This is a genomic window from Pseudomonas poae RE*1-1-14 (assembly GCF_000336465.1).
GTDB classification, from domain to species: Bacteria; Pseudomonadota; Gammaproteobacteria; order Pseudomonadales; family Pseudomonadaceae; genus Aquipseudomonas; species Aquipseudomonas poae.
On record NC_020209.1, the window covers coordinates 572,855 to 590,436 of the forward strand.

Consider the following 17,582-nt stretch of genomic DNA (forward strand, 5'->3'; position numbering starts at 1 on the left):
TCGCTCCCGCACAGGTCAGGCGGCTTCGATCTTGCGGTTTTGCTCGACCTTGGACAGATAACGCTGCAGGTTTTCCTGTTCTTCCGGGGTGGTGGAGAGGCCAAGTTTGGTCCGGCGCCACAGCACATCCTGGGGCTGGGTCACCCATTCTTCGGCGCACAGGTAATCGACCTCGCGGGTATACAGGCCGCCACCCAGGTGCTCGCCCAGGTCTGCCAGCGATTGCACGCCTTCCAGCAAACGCCAGGTGCGGCTGCCGTAGGTCACGGACCAACGGCGCGCGAGTTCACCTGGCACCCAGTCGAATTTTTTGCCAATGGTGTCGGCCAGCGCTTGCGGCGTGGTCATGTCCTCACCGCCCGGCAGGCTGGCGGTGGCAGTCCAGCTTGGGCGCATCTGCGCGAAGTAGGGGGCCAGTTGAGCCATGGCCGACTCGGCCAGCTTGCGATAGGTGGTCAGCTTGCCGCCGAACACCGACAGGATAGGCGCCTCGCCCGTGCCGCCGGACAGCGACAGGGTGTAATCGCGGGTGATGGCCGATGGGTTGTCCGACTCGTCGTTGCACAGCGGGCGCACGCCCGAATAGGTGTGGACGATGTCGTCGCGGCTCAGCTGTTTTTTGAAGTGCGCGTTGACCACGTTGAGCATGTAGTCGGTTTCGCCTTCGGTGACTGCCACCTTGGCCGGGTCGCCGTCGTATTCACGGTCGGTGGTGCCGATGATGGTCAGATCGTTCAGGTACGGAATCGTGAAGACGATGCGCTGATCTTCGTTTTGCAGGATGTGTGCGTGAGCGCCTTCGTAGAGTTTCGGCACGATCAGGTGGCTGCCCTGGATCAGGCGGATGCCATAAGGCGAATCCAGCTTGAGGTCGTCGCGAATGAACTTGGCGACCCATGGGCCGGCGGCATTCACCAGCGCCTTGGCACGAATCGAAAACAGGCTGCCGTCGGCGCGCTCCATGTTCATTTCCCACACGCCCTGGCTGCGGTGCGCGCTGACGCAGCGGGTCTGGGTGTGAATGTGCGCACCTTTCTCACGTGCGGCCATGGCGTTGAGCACCACCAGGCGGGCATCGTCGACCCAGCAGTCGGAATATTCGAAGCCTTTGGTGATTTCGCTTTTCAGCGGGCTGTCGGCGCCGAAGGTGAGGCTCTTGGAGCCAGCGAGTTTCTCGCGCTTGCCCAGGTTGTCGTAAAGGAACAGACCGGCGCGAATCATCCACGCAGGGCGCAGGTGAGGACGGTGCGGCAGCACGAAGCGCATCTGCTTGACGATGTGCGGTGCCTTGGCCAGCAGCACTTCACGTTCGGCCAGCGCTTCGCGCACGAGGCGGAACTCGTAGTGTTCCAGGTAGCGCAGGCCACCGTGGATCAACTTGCTGCTGGCTGAAGAGGTGTGGCTGGCCAGGTCGTCCTTTTCGCAAAGGAATACCGACAAACCGCGCCCGGCTGCGTCTGCTGCGATCCCGACGCCATTGATCCCGCCACCGATTACGGCAATGTCATAGACTTCGGCAAGGGGTGGAGCAGGCAAGGTAGAAGGGTTCATCGGCTGGCCTCGCAATCATTTTGTATTGGAATTCGAACATTAATGTTCATTTGCGAAAATGGTAGCTGATAAACGCGGGCACAGCCAGTCGACTTCGATTGAAAAAATTCATCGAAGGGCAGGCGAGGGGAAATTTGTGAACGTGGGCTTGAGGAAGGTTTTTGCATAGACCGCCTTCGCGGGCAAGCCCGCTCCCACCTTAACCCGCGTTCTCATGAGGGAACTCGGTCAAATGTGGGAGCGGGCATGCCCGCGAAGGCGGCGGTACAGGCGCTACACCACTTCCAGCCTGACCTTGTGCTCATTTAACAACTGCACCAATGCCGGCACCGGTTGTTGATCGGTTACCAGGCAATCCACCAGACTGATCGGCCCCAGGCGAATCATGGCATTGCGCCCGAATTTGCTGGAGTCCGCCGCCAGAATCACCTGGCGGGCGTTCGCAATGATCGCCTGTGACACGCGCACTTCCTGGTAGTCGAAATCCAGCAGGCTGCCGTCCTCGTCAATCCCGCTGATACCCACCAGCGCGAAGTCGACCTTGAACTGGTTGATGAAATCCACGCTGGCCTGGCCCACCACGCCGCCGTCACGGCGCACGTTGCCGCCGGTCAACAGCACGTCGAAGTCGTCCTTGGCACTCAGCATGGTGGCGACGTTGAGGTTATTGGTGATGATTTTCAGGTGGTTGTGATTGAGCAGCGCACGGGCGATGGATTCGGTGGTGGTGCCGATGTTGATGAACAGCGAGGCGTGATCGGGGATTTGCGCGGCGATGGCTTCGCCGATGCGCTGTTTCTCGTCGCGCATCTGGTCGGCTCGCATGGCGTAGGCGGTGTTTTCGACGCTGGAATCATAGGCTGCGCCGCCGTGGTAGCGGCGCAACAGATTGGCATCCGCCAATTGATTGATATCGCGGCGGATGGTTTGTGGGGTGACAACGAACAACTGCGCCATTTCCTCGATACTGACATAGCCGCGTTCGCGGACCAGTTCGAGGATGTGTTGCTGGCGGGGAGGCAGATTCATGGGGCGTCCTTCGGGCTGCCGTACAAAAGTGGCCCATGATGCCGCAGGAATCTGCTCCCGACCAGTTGGAACCCCGGCAGGGTCCCGCCTATGGCTTATTCAGCGCCTTCGTGCGGTTCCCAGTCGCGGGTACGGCTCACCGCTTTTTGCCAGCCGGCGTAGAGCTTCTCCTTGGCCGCTTCGTCCAGTTGCGGTTCGAATTCGCGCTCTATCACCGCCTTGCCACGCAGTTCGTCCAGGCTGCTCCAGAAACCGCAGGCAAGGCCCGCCAGGTAAGCGGCGCCCAACGCTGTGGTTTCGCGCATTTGCGGGCGCTCTACCTGGGTGCCGAGGATGTCGGCCTGGAACTGCATCAGGAAGTTGTTGGCCACCGCGCCACCGTCCACGCGCAGGGCCTTCAGGCGTTCGCCCGAGTCCTGCTGCATGGCGTCGAGCACGTCGCGGGTCTGGTAGGCAATCGACTCGAGGGCTGCACGAATGATGTGGTCCACGCGTACGCCACGGGTCAGGCCGAACAGTGCGCCACGGGCATACGGGTCCCAGTACGGCGCGCCCAGACCGGTGAAGGCCGGCACCAGGTATACGCCATTGCTGTCCTTGACCTTGCCGGCGAAGTATTCGGTGTCGGTGGCGTCGGCGATGATTTTGAGTTCGTCGCGCAGCCATTGCACCGTCGAGCCGCCGTTGAACACGGCGCCTTCGAGGGCGTAAGCCACTTCGCCACGGGGACCGCACGCGATGGTGGTGAGCATGCCGTGCTTGGATTTGACCGCCTTGTCACCGGTGTTCATCAGCAGGAAGCAGCCGGTGCCGTAGGTGTTCTTGGCCTGGCCGGGCTCTACGCACATCTGGCCGAACAGCGCCGCTTGCTGGTCACCGGCGATGCCGCCGATGGCAATGCCGCTTTTGGTGCGGCCGTAGATTTCCGATGAGGATTTGACTTCGGGCAGCATTTCGCGCGGCACGTCGAGAATCTCCAGCATCTTCGCGTCCCACTCCAGGGTGTGGATGTTGAAGAGCATGGTGCGCGAGGCGTTGGTGTAGTCGGTGACGTGAGTCTTGCCGCCGGTAAATTTCCAGATCAACCAGCTGTCGATGGTGCCGAACAGCAGTTCGCCGTTGCGCGCACGCTCGCGGCTGCCTTCGACGTTATCGAGGATCCACTTGAGCTTGGTGCCGGAGAAGTATGGGTCGGTGACCAGGCCGGTGGCGTCGTTGATGTATTGCTCATGACCATCGCGCTTGAGCTGCTGGCAGATCTCGGTGCTGCGGCGGCACTGCCAGACGATCGCGTTGTAGATTGGGCGACCGGTGTTCTTGTCCCATACCACGGTGGTTTCACGCTGGTTGGTGATACCGATGGCGGCGACCTGGTCATGGTGCAGGCCGGCCTGTGCCAGCGCTTCGACCATCACTGCGCTCTGGGTGGCGAAGATTTCCATCGGGTCATGCTCGACCCAGCCGGCTTGCGGGTAATGCTGGGTGAACTCGCGTTGGGCGGTGCACACCACGTTGGCGTCACGATCGAAGATGATCGCTCGCGAACTGGTGGTGCCCTGGTCGAGGGCAATGATGTAGTTCTTATTCTGAATGTCGGTCATGTCAATTGCCTTGTACGAAAGAGGGAAGTCGGAAGTCAGCCTGGGCCGCAATGGGCAGGGGACCAGGCCGGCGCTTTCAGGAAATACGCGTGTTGCCGTTGACAGCCGTGTCAGGTGTTTCAGCTACAGCAGGGGCGGCGCTTGGCAAATGACGGGCGATCAGCCCACGGTAGGCCGCAGCACCCAGGCAAGCGCCGACAATCGGCGCGAAAATCGGCACCAGGAAATAGGGGATGTCGCGACCGCCAGTGAAGGCTATTTCACCCCAGCCAGCGAAAAAGGTCATCAGCTTGGGCCCGAAATCCCGCGCCGGGTTCATCGCAAAGCCGGTCAGCGGGCCCATGGCACTGCCGATGACCGCAATCAGCAGACCGATCAGCAGTGGCGCCAGCGGGCCGCGTGGCAGGCCGTTGTTGTCGTCGGTCAAGGCCATGATCACGCCCATCAGGATGGCGGTGATGACCATTTCCACCAGGAATGCCTGGGCCGTGCTCAACAGCGCATGGGGGTAGGTGGAGAATACCGAAGCCAATTCCAGGCTGGCTTGGGTGCCGCGTACCAGGTGGTGTGTTTGTTCGTAATCGAAAAACAGGTTGCTGTACAGCGTGTACACCAGCGCCGCAGCGCAGAAGGCGCCGGCGACTTGAGCGAGGATGTAGAAAGGCAGTTTGCGCTTTTCGAAATCGGCAAACAGGCACAGGGCGATACTGACCGCCGGGTTGAGGTGCGCCCCGGAAATACCGGCGCTCAGATAGATCGCCATGCTGACGCCGATCCCCCAGATGATGCTGATTTCCCATAAGCCGAAGGTGGCACCCGCGACCTTGAGCGCAGCAACGCAACCGGTACCGAAGAAGATGAGCAGCGCGGTGCCGAGGAATTCGGCCATGCATTGGCTCGAAAGTGAAGGCTGTTGAAGAGCAGTTGTCATGGAAAACCTCATTTGTTGTTCTTGTCTGGCGTACGGCCTCGTTGGGCCTTGCGCGATTTTCACCAATAACGAGGATCCCCATCCACGCCATGGCTTACTGCTGCGATACTGCGGAAACCATTCCTACAGTATTCGGAAACGAAAAAATATAGACAAGAATGACGGCTGTCAAAGGTCGAAAGTGAACTGTCAGTCATTTTCCAACTATTGGTCTGATGAATGATCACGCTTGCAGCAGAAATTATCCGCGCACGCGGGGGCCGCACTAGAGCGTTTTACAGGGGCTTGGCTTAAAATCGACTCTCTGTTTGCCCCGACCGGAGACATCATGACCCCCGCATTGGATCTGTTGAAAAAAGTTCGCGCCGAACATCGCATCCACAGTTACCAGCACGATCCCAAGTCGGCTTCATATGGTCTGGAGGCCGCAGAGAAATTGGGCCTCGATCCGGCGCGGGTGTTCAAAACCCTGCTGGCCAGCAGTGAAAAGGGCGAGTTGCTGGTGGCGGTGGTGCCGGTCGTCGGAAGTCTGGACCTCAAGGCCCTGGCGCAGGCGGCGGGAGTGAAAAAAGTCGAAATGGCCGACCCGGCGGCGGCGCAGCGCTCCACCGGTTATTTGCTGGGGGGAATCAGTCCTTTGGGGCAGAAAAAGCGTTTGCGCACGTTTATCGATGTGACGGCGCAGCCACTTGCGACGATTTTTGTGAGTGCGGGAAGGCGAGGGCTGGAAGTGGAATTGACAGCTTTGGCGCTGGCCGAAAACACCCAGGCCACCTTCGCGCCGATTGGCAGGATGTGATTTCGAGCCAATGAAAATCCACTAGGGGAGGGCGCAAGCCCCCCCATTCAGCGTGCTGCCTGAAACAGCACCAGATGTTCTGCCGCAACCCGGATGCCCACATCCACACCCACTTGATGGTCCGCATGGCTTGGGAAAATCGACTCCAGCTGCGCGCCGGTCGGCAACTGCAGGCGGTAGAGCGTCGAGGCGCCGAGGAAGGTCTTGCCGACGATTCGCGCTTTGAGGGCGCTGTCCGGCGCATGGACGATGTCGTCCGGGCGCAGCAGCACGTCCACCGCGCCTCCGGCAGGCCAGGTGTAAGCGCGGTTGCCGCGCAGCTCACCCAGTTCGGTGCGCACGGACTCCGGCGAGCTCAATTGGCCGCGGATAAAGTAGCCCTGGCCAATAAAACTGGCGACGTAGGGCGTTTGCGGTTCGTGATAAAGGTTGTAGGGCGTATCCCACTGTTCCAGGCGGCCTTCCTTGAACACGCCCACCTGATCGCTCACGGCAAAGGCTTCTTCCTGATCATGGGTGACCAGGATCGCACTGGTACCGCGCGCCTTGAGAATCTCGCGCACTTCATGGCTGAGCTTGCGCCGCAGTTCGCCATCGAGGTTGGAGAAGGGCTCATCCAGCAACAGCAGTTGCGGCTCCGGCGCCAGGGCGCGGGCAAGAGCGACGCGTTGTTGCTGACCACCGGACAATTCGTGGGGGAAGCGCTTGCCCAGGTTCTTGAGGTTGACCAGTTCCAGCAGTTCGGTAACCACGCGGTCTTTGTGCGGGTGCTTGCGAATGCCGAATGCGATGTTGTCGGCCACGCTGAGGTGGGGAAACAGGGCGTAGTCCTGAAACACCATGCCAATACGACGTTTCTCCGGTGCCAGGGTGAAACCGGCGCTGGAGATGACTTCGCCGGCCAGGCTGATTTCACCTTCGTGCACCGGTTCGAACCCGGCAATCGCCCGCAGCGTGGTGGTCTTGCCGCAGCCGGAAGAGCCGAGCAGGCAACCGATATCACCGGCATTGAGGTGCAGATTGAGGTTCTGTACCACCCGTTGATCGTGATAACCGCATGCCAGATTGCGCAGGTTCAGCAGTAAGGGCTGGCTCATGCGTGGTGGTACGACGGCGGAACAAGAAATTCGAGCAGGGCCTTTTGCGCGTGCAGGCGGTTTTCGGCCTGGTCCCATGCCACCGAGCGCTGGTCGTCGAGCAGGTCGAGACTGATTTCTTCACCCCGGTGCGCCGGCAGGCAATGCATGAACAGCACGTCGGGCGCGGCCAGGTCGAGCAGGGCGCGGGTCACCTGGTACGGCGCGAAACGGGCCAGGCGCTTGGCGGTTTCTTCTTCCTGGCCCATTGAGGTCCACACGTCGGTACTCACCAGGTGCGCGCCGGCGACGGCTTCACGCGGGTCGCGCACGAGGGTGACGCGGCTGCCGGCTTGTTCGAGGAAGCGCGCATCAGGCTCGTAACCTTCAGGGCAGGCAACACGCAGCTGGAAGTCGAACTGGATCGCCGCTTCTATATAGCTGTTGCACATGTTGTTGCCATCGCCGATCCAGGCCACGGTCTTGCCCTGGATAGAGCCGCGATGTTCAAGGAAGGTTTGCATGTCGGCCAGCAGCTGGCAGGGGTGCAGGTCATCGGACAGGCCGTTGATCACCGGCACCCGCGAGTTGGCGGAAAATTCGGTCACGGTGCTGTGGGCAAAGGTCCGGATCATCACGGCGTCAAGCATGCTCGACATGACGATGGCGCTGTCGGCGACGGTCTCGCCCCGGCCCAGTTGCGTATCGCGCGAAGACAGAAAGATGGCCTGGCCACCCAGTTGAATCATGCCGGCTTCGAACGACACGCGGGTGCGGGTCGATGACTTTTCGAAAATCATCCCGAGCACGCGGTTTTTCAAAGGCTCGAACAGTACGCCGCGGTTACGCAGGTCTTTAAGCTCAATGCCTCGACGGATCACGCCGACCAGCTCTTCGGGCGTGCAATCCATCAGGGAGAGAAAGTGCCTAGCGCTCATCATTAACTACCTTTTGCAACAGACCGCAGATACTCAAAGCCTTGTTTATTGTGACAACGGGCGAGACCTGCGGCGAAAGCCGCACGGGGCGACGAAATAGGGGAAGGCGCGATCTTATAATTAAATGTCGCGTCTTACCAATAGGGCTACGGTTTTTAAGGGTGTTCAGCGGGGCGGCAAAGCGCGTTTGAAAACAACTTCCTGACAGCAGCGGGCCATTTGTACACTGGCGCCGCAACCTTTTGCAATGCGCGGCGGCGGGGCCAGGCCTAATGCCGTTCAGTCAAGCGCAGATTCCCTGTGGCGAGCAGGCTTGTCCTGCGTTGGGCTGCGCAGCAGCCCCACAATTAGGCGCTGAGCCGTATCAGGTACACCGCGTTTTGCTGGATTAGGGGCGCTTCGCACCCCAACGCGGGGCAAGCCCGCTCGCCACAATAAGCCCACACATTTTCCTTAACTGGACGGCATTAGGGGCAGGCCAGGCTGTGTCGGTTTCCCGCGACGATGCGCGCACCTTTGAAACATTTGCTCACGCTCTTGGCCATGGCCTGGCCTGATGCCAGTCGATTCATGCCGCGAAGGTTGCTGGTGCACCGGGCCACGGCGGCCCATAGTTGGCCCAATGCCCCTATAAAGAGACTGGCCATGACCAAGACTCTCCACCACCGTGCTTGCCATCTGTGTGAAGCCATTTGCGGCCTGACCCTGGAAACCACCCAGGCCCACGACGGCAGCCTGGCGATCACGTCCATCAAGGGCGACGCCCTGGACAGCTTCAGCCGTGGGCACATCTGCCCCAAGGCCGTGGCGTTGCAGGATATCCAGAATGACCCGGACCGCCTGCATCAGCCCATGCTGCGCGTCGGCAGCCAATGGCAACCCATCCCTTGGGAAGATGCCTTCGCGCTGGTGGCTGAACGTCTGTCGGGCATTCAGGCGCGTCATGGGCAGAATGCGGTGGCGGTCTACCAGGGCAACCCCAGCGTGCACAATTATGGGCTGATGACCCACAGCAACTATTTTCTGGGGTTGTTGAAGACGCGCAATCGGTTTTCCGCAACCTCAGTGGATCAACTGCCCCATCACCTCACCAGCCACCTGATGTACGGCCATGGTCTGTTGCTGCCGATCCCGGACATCGACCACACCGATTTCATGCTGATACTCGGCGGCAATCCGCTGGCCTCCAATGGCAGCATTATGACCGTGCCGGATGTGGAAAAACGCTTGAAGGCCATTCAGACGCGGGGTGGCAAAGTGGTGGTGGTCGACCCTCGGCGCAGCGAGACGGCGGCGATAGCCGACCAGCATCTGTTCGTACGGCCTGGGGGGGACGCGGCGTTGCTGTTCGGTCTGCTCAACACCCTGTTTACGGAGAATCTGACCCGTACCAGCCATTTGCCGGTTGAAGGCCTTGAAGCGGTGCGCCACGCCATCGCCGGGTTCACCGCCGAGGCCATGAGCAGCCAATGTGCCGTGCCCTCTGAGCAGATCCGCCAGTTGGCGCGTGATTTTGCCGCTGCGGACAAAGCGGTGTGCTACGGGCGCATGGGGGTGTCGACCCAGGCGTTCGGCACGCTGTGTCATTGGCTGGTGCAGTTGATCAACCTGGTGACCGGCAATCTCGATCGGGTGGGTGGCGCGCTGTGCACCACGCCGGCCGTGGACCTGGTGGCGTCCACCGGTGGCGGGCATTTCAATCGCTGGCAGAGTCGGGTTTCCGGGCGTCCGGAATACGGGGGGGAATTGCCGGTGTCGGCCCTGGCTGAAGAAATGCTCACCGCCGGCGACGGGCAAATCCGCGCGCTGGTGACGGTGGCCGGCAATCCGGTGCTGTCCACGCCCAATGGTCGCCAGTTGGAACAGGCGCTGGAGGGGCTTGAGTTCATGGTCAGCGTCGACCTGTACATCAACGAGACCACGCGCTATGCCGACTTGATCCTGCCTTCCACTTCGGCGCTGGAGAATGATCATTACGACACCACGTTCAATATGTTCGCGGTGCGCAACGTTACCCGTTTCAATCGCGCGATCCTGCCAAAGCCTGCGGGTGCGTTGCACGACTGGGAGATTTTCGTCGGTTTGGCCAAGGCCTTTGCCGCGCAGACGGGCGTTGCGCTGAAGCCGACGATGGCGCCGGCGCAGATGATCGATGCCGGCCTGCGCGCCGGGACTTATGGTGATGCCTCCGCTCACAAGCTGTCGGTGGCAATGCTGGCGGAACATCCCCATGGCCTGGACCTGGGGCCGCTGTCGGCCAATCTTGCTGCGCGTTTGAAAACCGCAGATGGCAAGGTGCAGGCCGCACCGGCGGTGATTCTTGCGGACTTGGTGCGTTTTGCGGCGCAGCCGGCGCCTGTGGTTGACGAGCTGCTACTGATCGGCCGTCGCCATGTGCGCAGCAACAATTCGTGGATGCATAACTATCACCGGCTGGTGAAAGGCAAGCCACGGCACCAGTTGCATATGCACCCCGATGACCTGGCGAGCCGGCAGTTGGGCGATGGGCAGCGCGTGCGCGTCAGCTCGCGTATCGGCATGATCGAAGTTGAGGTAGTCGCCAGTCTGGAGATGATGCCCGGCGTGGTCAGCCTGCCCCACGGTTGGGGTCATGGCCGCCCTGGCGTGCGGATGACAATCGCCAGCAGCCAGCCCGGAGCGAGCGCCAACGACTTGACTGACGAGCGGCAGTTGGACGAATTGTCCGGCAACGCCGCGTTGAACGGGGTGCCGGTGCAGGTTTCGGCCGCATAAGGAGCCAGAGCATTGTGCCGGGATTTTGCGTTACAATGCGCCACCGTGCCGACCTGTGAGTCGCAAAGTTCCAGCCGAGGTGTTCCATGGATATCATCGAAACGATCAAAGAGCAGATTGCCAACAACACCATTCTGCTTTACATGAAGGGCGCACCGAACGCGCCTCAGTGCGGTTTCTCCGCAAAGGCATCCCAGGCCATCATGGCGTGCGGTGAAAAATTCGCCTACGTGGATATTCTGCAGAATCCTGAAATCCGCGCCAATTTGCCAAAGTACGCCAACTGGCCGACCTTCCCGCAATTGTGGGTAGCCGGCGAACTGGTCGGCGGCAGTGACATCATCACTGAAATGGCAGCGGATGGTTCGTTGCAGGCGCTGGTCAAAGATGCAGCAGCCAGTGCAGCGGCCAAGACCGACGCTTGATTGGCCTGCATTAAAAAGCCCCGCTTCTCGAAAGAGAGCGGGGCTTTTTTATACCGGCGTGCTGTGGGTTATTCGCCCATCTGCGACTGCAGGTAATTCTCCAGGCTGACTTTGACGATCAGGCCCAGTTGGGTTTCGAGCCAGTCGATGTGTTCTTCCTGATCTTCCAGAATATCTTCCAGAAGCTCGCGGCTACCGAAGTCACCGTGGGTTTCGCAGTGGGCAATGGCGGCCTTGAGGTCGCTGTGGCTCTTGCGTTCAAAGCCCAGGTCGCTGTTGAGCATTTCCTGAGTGTGTTCGCCGATGTTCAGCTTGCCCAGGTCCTGCACGTTCGGCAGGCCTTCCAGGAACAGGATGCGCTTGATCAGCGCATCGGCATCTTTCATGGCCTTGATCGACTCTTTGTATTCGCGCTTGCCGAGCTTTTCCAGGCCCCAATCGTCGTACATGCGTGCATGCAGAAAGTACTGATTGATCGCGACCAGTTCATTGGCAAGGATTTTGTTGAGCTGCTGGATGACTGAGATGTCGCCTTTCATGACTGGGGTCCTGCCCTGTAATAGCTGTGTATAGGGCGGAGTTTGAGCGGCGGAAACCTTAGTGTCAAACCTAAGTTGTTGAATAATAAATGAAAATTAATCGGAATAAGAATGTTTGTGTTCCGCGTCTCGGCGCTAACTGATTGAATTACAGACATAAAAAAACCGGACTCCAGGTCCGGTTCTTTAAAACACGCTTATTTAAGCGTGTGTAAATTCTGTTGAGTAGGGGAGCGCGCTCTGCGCTGTTTGCAGTTGCGTCATGGTTTCCCGTACCACTTGCTTGGCGAGGCAGGCACATTTACCACACTGGCTGGCAACGCCCGTGGTTTCGCGCACTTCCTTGTAGCTGCAGCAACCTTCATAGATTGCTTCGCGGATTTGTCCGTCGGTGACGCCAGTACAAAGGCACACATACATAGGGAGAACCATCGCGGTGTGAGGCTTGAATGCATTGGATCTTAATGTTAACGAGAATGATTGTCAAAGTACATTCGCTGGGTATTTCACCGGCACGGGCCTCGCGCTGACGAACGGTTTTTTCAGTGTATGATGGCCGGTCTTCACGAAGCGTGACTGCGTCACAGGCCTGTCGCTTAAATACGGCAGACTCAACACCGGTCCTGTTACTTCAATCTTCACCCTTACATCAGGAGATACCCAATGAGCGTACTCGTCGGCAAACAAGCCCCGGATTTCGACGTACCTGCAGTGCTCGGCAATGGCGAAATCGTAGACAGCTTCAAGCTGTCTGAAGCCATCAAAGGCAAATACGGCCTGGTGTTCTTCTACCCGCTGGACTTCACTTTCGTCTGCCCGTCCGAGCTGATCGCTCTGGACCACCGCATGGACGACTTCAAGGCCCGCAACGTTGAAGTGGTTGCCGTGTCCATCGACTCCCATTTCACCCACAACGCGTGGCGCAACACGGCCATCAACGATGGCGGCATCGGCAAAGTCAAATACACCATGGCTGCCGACATGAAGCACGAGATCGCCAAGGCCTACGACGTTGAGTCCGAAGGCGGTGTAGCGTTCCGTGGCGCGTTCCTGATCGACGACAAGGGCGTTGTGCGCTCGCAGATCATCAACGACCTGCCGCTGGGCCGTAACATGGAAGAGCTGATCCGTCTGGTCGACGCGCTGCAGTTCCACGAAGAGCACGGTGAAGTCTGCCCTGCCAACTGGAAAAAAGGCGACAAGGGCATGACCGCTTCCACCGAAGGTGTTGCGGCTTACCTGACCGAGAACGCTGGCAAGCTGTAAGCCTGATTCCAGGTACAAAAAAACCGGCCTGTGAGGGCCGGTTTTTTTTGTGGGAGGAACGCCCGGAAGAGTCTCAGTCGCCGAAATCTTCCCAGCCGCCCATCTGCTTCCACCGGTTGACGATGCCGCAGAACAGCTCTGCGGTTTTCTCGGTGTCGTAACGCGCCGAGTGGGCTTCGCGGCCGTCAAAGTCGATACCGGCGGCCTGGCAGGCCTTGGCCAATACCGTTTGACCGTAAGCCAGGCCGGCGAGGGTAGCGGTATCGAAGCTGGAGAAGGGATGAAACGGGTTGCGCTTCATGTCCAGGCGCGCCACGGCGGCGTTCAGGAAGCCCAGGTCGAAGCTGCTGTTGTGGCCAACCAGGATCGCGCGTTTGCAGCCATTGGCTTTCAATGCCTTGCGTACGCCACGGAAGATATCGGTCAGCGCCGCTTCTTCACTTACCGCCATGCGCAGGGGGTGATCGAGCTTGATGCCGGTGAATTCCAGGGCGGCGGCTTCGATATTCGCGCCTTCGAACGGCTCTACGCGGAAGAAATGCGTGTGTTCGGCAAACACGAATCCCTGCTCGTCCATACCGATGGTGGTGGCGGCGATTTCCAGCAAAGCGTCGGTGGCGCAGTTGAAACCACCGGTTTCTACGTCGATGACAACCGGCAGATAGCCACGAAACCGCTCGGCCATCGGATGACGGGAGCCGCCACCGCTGTGCTCGTGTTCGTCGTCGTAATGGTCTTCACTCACTTGCTTTCCTCCAGCAGGCGCCAGCGCAGTGTTTCACCGGCGCGCAGCGGGATGACGGTCAGCTCGCCGAACGGCAGGCTGGCGGGGGCGGTCCAGTCTTCGCGGACCAGGGTGATGCGGTCGGTATTAGCCGGCAGGCCGTAGAAGCGCGGCCCGTTGAGGCTGGCAAAAGCTTCAAGCTTATCCAGCGCATTGCGTTGTTCAAACGCTTCGGCGTACAGCTCGATGGCAGCAAACGCGGTGTAGCAACCTGCGCATCCGCAGGCGGCCTCCTTGGCGTGCTGGGCGTGGGGTGCCGAGTCGGTGCCGAGGAAGAACTTCGGGCTGCCGCTGGTGGCTGCGTCCAGCAAAGCCACCTGGTGGGTGTTGCGCTTGAGGATCGGCAGGCAGTAAAAATGCGGCCGAATCCCGCCCACCAGCATGTGGTTGCGGTTGTACAGCAGGTGATGAGCGGTGATGGTCGCGCCGACGTTTTCCGAGGCTTCGGTGACGAACTGCACGGCATCAGCAGTGGTGATGTGCTCGAACACCACCTTGAGCGTCGGGAACAGCTCGACCACGCGACGCATGTGCTCGTCGATGAAGATCTTCTCGCGGTCGAACACATCCACGTCGCCACGGGTGACCTCACCGTGGATCAACAACGGCATGCCGACATCCGCCATGGCTTCGATGGCCGGCAGGATCTTGTCGATGCTGGTCACGCCGGAGTCGGAGTTGGTGGTGGCGCCCGCCGGGTACAGCTTGGCGGCGTACACAAAGCCGCTGGCATGGGCTTCGCGAATTTCTTCAGGCAGGGTGCGGTCGGTGAGGTAGAGCACCATCAACGGTTCGAAGCGGCTGCCAGCCGGTCGCACGGCGAGGATGCGCTGGCGATAGGCATCGGCTTGCGCGGCATTGCGCACCGGAGGTACCAGGTTGGGCATGATGATGGCACGGCCAAACGTGCGCGCTACATCGGCCACGGTGTGGGGTAACGCAGCACCATCGCGAAGATGAATATGCCAGTCGTCGGGACGCAGCAGGGTCAGGCGGTCGGACATTGGGGATTCCAGGCGGGTCAATCTGGTGGGAATGCTACCGGAAAAGACTGTTGCAGGCACTCGCTATCAAGTTTTGCAGGATACGACCGATAGCAGGGGGTATGCCTTAACGACGTATGACGCCTTGATGTGTTGTAGAAACCAGTGGAGCCGCCCGTGCGCCAGCATTATCTAGCCCTGCTCAGTGTGTTCGCCAGCCTGCCTGCAATGGCCCTCACGTTCCAGACCCGTCTGGAGAACATTGAGTGGAAGGTGGAAGGCGATCAGTTCGAGTGCCGTCTGACCCAGCCGATCACCGATTTCGGCTCGGGTGAGTTCGTGCGCCGGGCCGGCGAGCAGGCGACGTTTCGCCTCAAGGCCTATAACGGTGCACTTGGCGCAGGCTCGGCGACGCTGCTGGCGGCCGCTGCACCGTGGCAGCCGGGGCGCGGCGATATCAATCTGGGCGCGGTGCGGGTTGGCAGCGGCGATGTGCTGTTCAACAGCTCCCAGGCACAGGCCGGGCGTCTGTTCACGGGTCTTCTGGAAGGGCGCAGCCCCACGGTGCGCCATTACGGGCGCGAGGGCGGTTACTCGGAAGTTCGCCTGTTGCCGGTGAAATTCAACAAGGCTTTCAACGACTATCAGCTGTGCACCGCCAAGCTGTTGCCGATGAATTACGATCAGGTCAAACAGACCGAAGTCGGCTTCCCCGGCGGTGGCGTTGAGCTGGATGCCGCCGCCAAGCAGAAGCTGTCAGTGATTCTGGCGTACCTGAAGGCCGATCCCACGGTTAACCATATGGAGTTGAACGGTCACTCCGACAACAGCGGCAACCGCCTGACCAATCGCGATGTTTCGCGCCGCCGCGCCCTGGCGGTGATGGACTACTTCAAGGCCAATGGCATTGCGGAGTCGCAGATCACCCTGCGATTCCATGGTGAAAGCTATCCCTTGGCGCCCAACACCAATGCGGCCAACCGCGCGCGCAACCGTCGCGTGAACATTCAGCTTGAGCGCGTGGCTGCCCCCGAGAAACCGGCACCGCAGGCCGCCGCTCCGGGCAATCCGGCACACACCTCGTAAGGTGCGACCCCCGGTCGCGCCGTCGACATAATCTGTCGCTTTATCTTCATTTGCTGTCGCGCCCCTGTAAATTCACGGTTTTGAACGGTAGAATCGTCGCCTTTCCGTACAACCCCGTGGAGTGATGGCATGGCCGACGTAAACAAGGTCGTTCTCGCGTATTCCGGCGGCCTGGACACTTCGGTGATCCTCAAGTGGCTGCAGGATACTTATAACTGTGAAGTGGTGACCTTCACCGCTGACCTGGGTCAGGGCGAAGAAGTCGAACCTGCACGCGCCAAGGCGCAAGCCATGGGCGTGAAAGAGATCTACATTGACGACCTGCGCGAAGAGTTCGTCCGCGATTTCGTCTTCCCGATGTTTCGCGCCAACACCGTCTACGAAGGCGAGTACCTGCTGGGTACCTCCATCGCACGTCCGCTGATCGCCAAGCGCTTGATCGAAATCGCCAACGAAACCGGCGCCGATGCCATTTCCCATGGCGCGACCGGCAAGGGCAACGACCAGGTGCGCTTTGAACTGGGCGCCTACGCCCTCAAGCCAGGCGTGAAAGTGATTGCACCGTGGCGTGAATGGGACCTGCTGTCCCGTGAAAAACTGATGGATTACGCTGAAAAGCACGCCATCCCGATCGAACGCCACGGCAAGAAGAAGTCTCCGTACTCGATGGACGCCAACCTGCTGCACATCTCCTATGAAGGCGGCGTGCTGGAAGACACCTGGACCGAGCACGAAGAAGATATGTGGAAATGGACCGTCTCCCCGGAGAACGCTCCAGACAAGCCGCAGTATTTGGAACTGACCTACCGCAACGGCGATATCGTCGCGCTGGACGGCGTCGAGATGACCCCGGCCACCGTGCTGGCGACCCTCAACCGTATTGGCGGCGAGCACGGTATCGGCCGTCTCGACATCGTCGAGAACCGTTACGTGGGCATGAAGTCCCGTGGCTGCTACGAGACCCCGGGCGGCACCATCATGCTGCGTGCGCATCGCGCCATCGAGTCCATCACCCTGGACCGCGAAGTGGCTCACCTCAAAGACGAGCTGATGCCCAAGTACGCCAGCCTGATCTACACCGGTTACTGGTGGAGCCCTGAGCGTGTGATGCTGCAACAAATGATCGACGCCTCCCAGGCCCATGTGAACGGCGTTGTGCGCCTGAAGCTGTACAAGGGCAACGTGATCGTCACCGGGCGCAAGTCCGATGAGTCGCTGTTCGACGCCAACATCGCCACCTTCGAAGAAGACGGCGGCGCCTATAACCAGGCAGACGCGGCGGGCTTCATCAAGTTGAACGCACTGCGCATGCGCATTGCGGCCAATAAAGGTCGCAAGCTGTTCTGAATGTTCCAGGTGATCTGAAAAAAAGGCCCCTTATTCAAGGGGTCTTTTTTTTGAACGCAATGAATATATAGCGAGCAATGTGTTTAAAACTTGTTTGTTACTCATCATAAGATTCTTGATGTGTTTTTTTGTGCTGAAGTGTCACGAACGCAATGAAATGTTTACACCCTGGCAGGAACTATCTCCTACAGAAAAATCACTCAAAGAAGCACGGCGTGGATGTAGTGCGCTGAAATTTCTGTAGGGATTTTACGGTGTAAACACTTATGTTAAATGGAACTGAATCAAAGGGAATGTTTTCACCTGCCCATTCTTTTAAACGGCGCAAACAAGGGGCATTTCCTGAAAGTCCTGTACGCCACGTTTACGGACCGCCCTTTGGCCGGTGCTTATTTCACTCAAGATATGTACCGGTGCGGAAAGGTCTGAAAGCCTGCATAAAATCGAATGCATCCTCATTGTTGTTTTTTTGT

At 59.6% G+C, this 17,582-nt stretch carries 16 protein-coding genes; 6 read left to right on the plus strand and 10 right to left on the minus strand.

Features of this window, described 5'->3' with window-relative positions:
- Positions 1-15: 15 nt before the first annotated feature.
- The 4 genes from glpD to H045_RS02595 all read right to left on the minus strand — a co-directional run bounded on the left by glpD (position 16) and on the right by H045_RS02595 (position 5,112).
- A complete protein-coding gene (gene glpD / locus H045_RS02580; RefSeq protein ID WP_015371347.1) occupies positions 16-1,551 on the minus strand; it encodes a glycerol-3-phosphate dehydrogenase in 1,536 nt (511 codons plus the stop codon).
- Positions 1,552-1,824: 273 nt separating this feature from the next.
- Positions 1,825-2,580 (minus strand): DeoR/GlpR family transcriptional regulator, encoded by a 756-nt coding sequence (locus H045_RS02585; protein WP_003231440.1) that lies wholly within the window; start codon positions 2,578-2,580, stop codon positions 1,825-1,827.
- A 95-nt stretch (positions 2,581-2,675) separates the two neighbouring features.
- The gene (gene glpK, locus H045_RS02590; protein ID WP_003231438.1) at positions 2,676-4,181 is read right to left on the minus strand and encodes a glycerol kinase GlpK; all 1,506 of its coding nucleotides are present in this window, start codon (positions 4,179-4,181) and stop codon (positions 2,676-2,678) included.
- Positions 4,182-4,257: 76 nt separating this feature from the next.
- Positions 4,258-5,112: an MIP/aquaporin family protein gene (locus tag H045_RS02595; RefSeq protein ID WP_015371348.1), complete on the minus strand. Its 855-nt coding sequence runs from the start codon at positions 5,110-5,112 to the stop codon at positions 4,258-4,260.
- 328 nt (positions 5,113-5,440) lie between these two features.
- On the opposite strand from H045_RS02595, the gene ybaK reads away from it, so the two are divergent.
- A complete protein-coding gene (ybaK, locus tag H045_RS02600; RefSeq protein WP_015371349.1) occupies positions 5,441-5,911 on the plus strand; it encodes a Cys-tRNA(Pro) deacylase in 471 nt (156 codons plus the stop codon).
- A gap of 47 nt (positions 5,912-5,958) precedes the next feature.
- Here ybaK and H045_RS02605 read toward each other — a convergent pair whose 3' ends face one another.
- Complete coding sequence (locus H045_RS02605; RefSeq protein WP_003231431.1) at positions 5,959-7,008, minus strand: ABC transporter ATP-binding protein; 1,050 nt, start codon at positions 7,006-7,008, stop codon at positions 5,959-5,961.
- Positions 7,005-7,925: an ornithine carbamoyltransferase gene (gene argF / locus H045_RS02610; RefSeq protein WP_003231428.1), complete on the minus strand. Its 921-nt coding sequence runs from the start codon at positions 7,923-7,925 to the stop codon at positions 7,005-7,007. The genes H045_RS02605 and argF overlap by 4 nt, the downstream gene beginning before the upstream one ends.
- Positions 7,926-8,570: 645 nt before the next feature.
- On the opposite strand from argF, the gene H045_RS02615 reads away from it, so the two are divergent.
- Together H045_RS02615 and grxD are read left to right on the plus strand one after the other, a co-directional pair.
- A complete protein-coding gene (locus tag H045_RS02615; protein WP_015371350.1) occupies positions 8,571-10,679 on the plus strand; it encodes a molybdopterin oxidoreductase family protein in 2,109 nt (702 codons plus the stop codon).
- 86 nt (positions 10,680-10,765) lie between these two features.
- Complete coding sequence (gene grxD, locus H045_RS02620) at positions 10,766-11,104, plus strand: Grx4 family monothiol glutaredoxin (protein WP_003231422.1); 339 nt, start codon at positions 10,766-10,768, stop codon at positions 11,102-11,104.
- A 68-nt stretch (positions 11,105-11,172) separates the two neighbouring features.
- Here the strand turns inward: grxD and bfr are convergent, their stop codons facing one another.
- Positions 11,173-11,643, minus strand: a complete 471-nt coding sequence (gene bfr / locus H045_RS02625; protein ID WP_003231421.1) for a bacterioferritin — start codon at positions 11,641-11,643, stop codon at positions 11,173-11,175.
- Between the two features lie 201 nt (positions 11,644-11,844).
- Positions 11,845-12,063: a bacterioferritin-associated ferredoxin gene (locus H045_RS24280; RefSeq protein ID WP_003231420.1), complete on the minus strand. Its 219-nt coding sequence runs from the start codon at positions 12,061-12,063 to the stop codon at positions 11,845-11,847.
- A 243-nt stretch (positions 12,064-12,306) separates the two neighbouring features.
- On the opposite strand from H045_RS24280, the gene H045_RS02630 reads away from it, so the two are divergent.
- Positions 12,307-12,909: a peroxiredoxin gene (locus H045_RS02630; protein WP_003231418.1), complete on the plus strand. Its 603-nt coding sequence runs from the start codon at positions 12,307-12,309 to the stop codon at positions 12,907-12,909.
- Positions 12,910-12,982: 73 nt separating this feature from the next.
- On the opposite strand, the gene rnt is transcribed toward H045_RS02630, so the two are convergent.
- Entirely contained in the window at positions 12,983-13,654 is a 672-nt protein-coding gene (gene rnt, locus H045_RS02635) for a ribonuclease T (RefSeq protein ID WP_003231417.1), read from the minus strand.
- A complete protein-coding gene (gene pyrC / locus H045_RS02640; RefSeq protein ID WP_003231414.1) occupies positions 13,651-14,697 on the minus strand; it encodes a dihydroorotase in 1,047 nt (348 codons plus the stop codon). Before pyrC ends, rnt begins: the two co-directional genes overlap by 4 nt.
- A gap of 156 nt (positions 14,698-14,853) precedes the next feature.
- Between pyrC and H045_RS02645 the strand changes: the two genes are divergently transcribed.
- On the plus strand, positions 14,854-15,762 hold the full coding sequence (locus H045_RS02645; protein ID WP_003231412.1) for a flagellar protein MotY: 909 nt from the start codon (positions 14,854-14,856) through the stop codon (positions 15,760-15,762).
- A 129-nt stretch (positions 15,763-15,891) separates the two neighbouring features.
- Positions 15,892-17,109, plus strand: a complete 1,218-nt coding sequence (locus tag H045_RS02650; protein WP_003231410.1) for an argininosuccinate synthase — start codon at positions 15,892-15,894, stop codon at positions 17,107-17,109.
- The last annotated feature ends 473 nt before the right edge of the window (positions 17,110-17,582 follow it).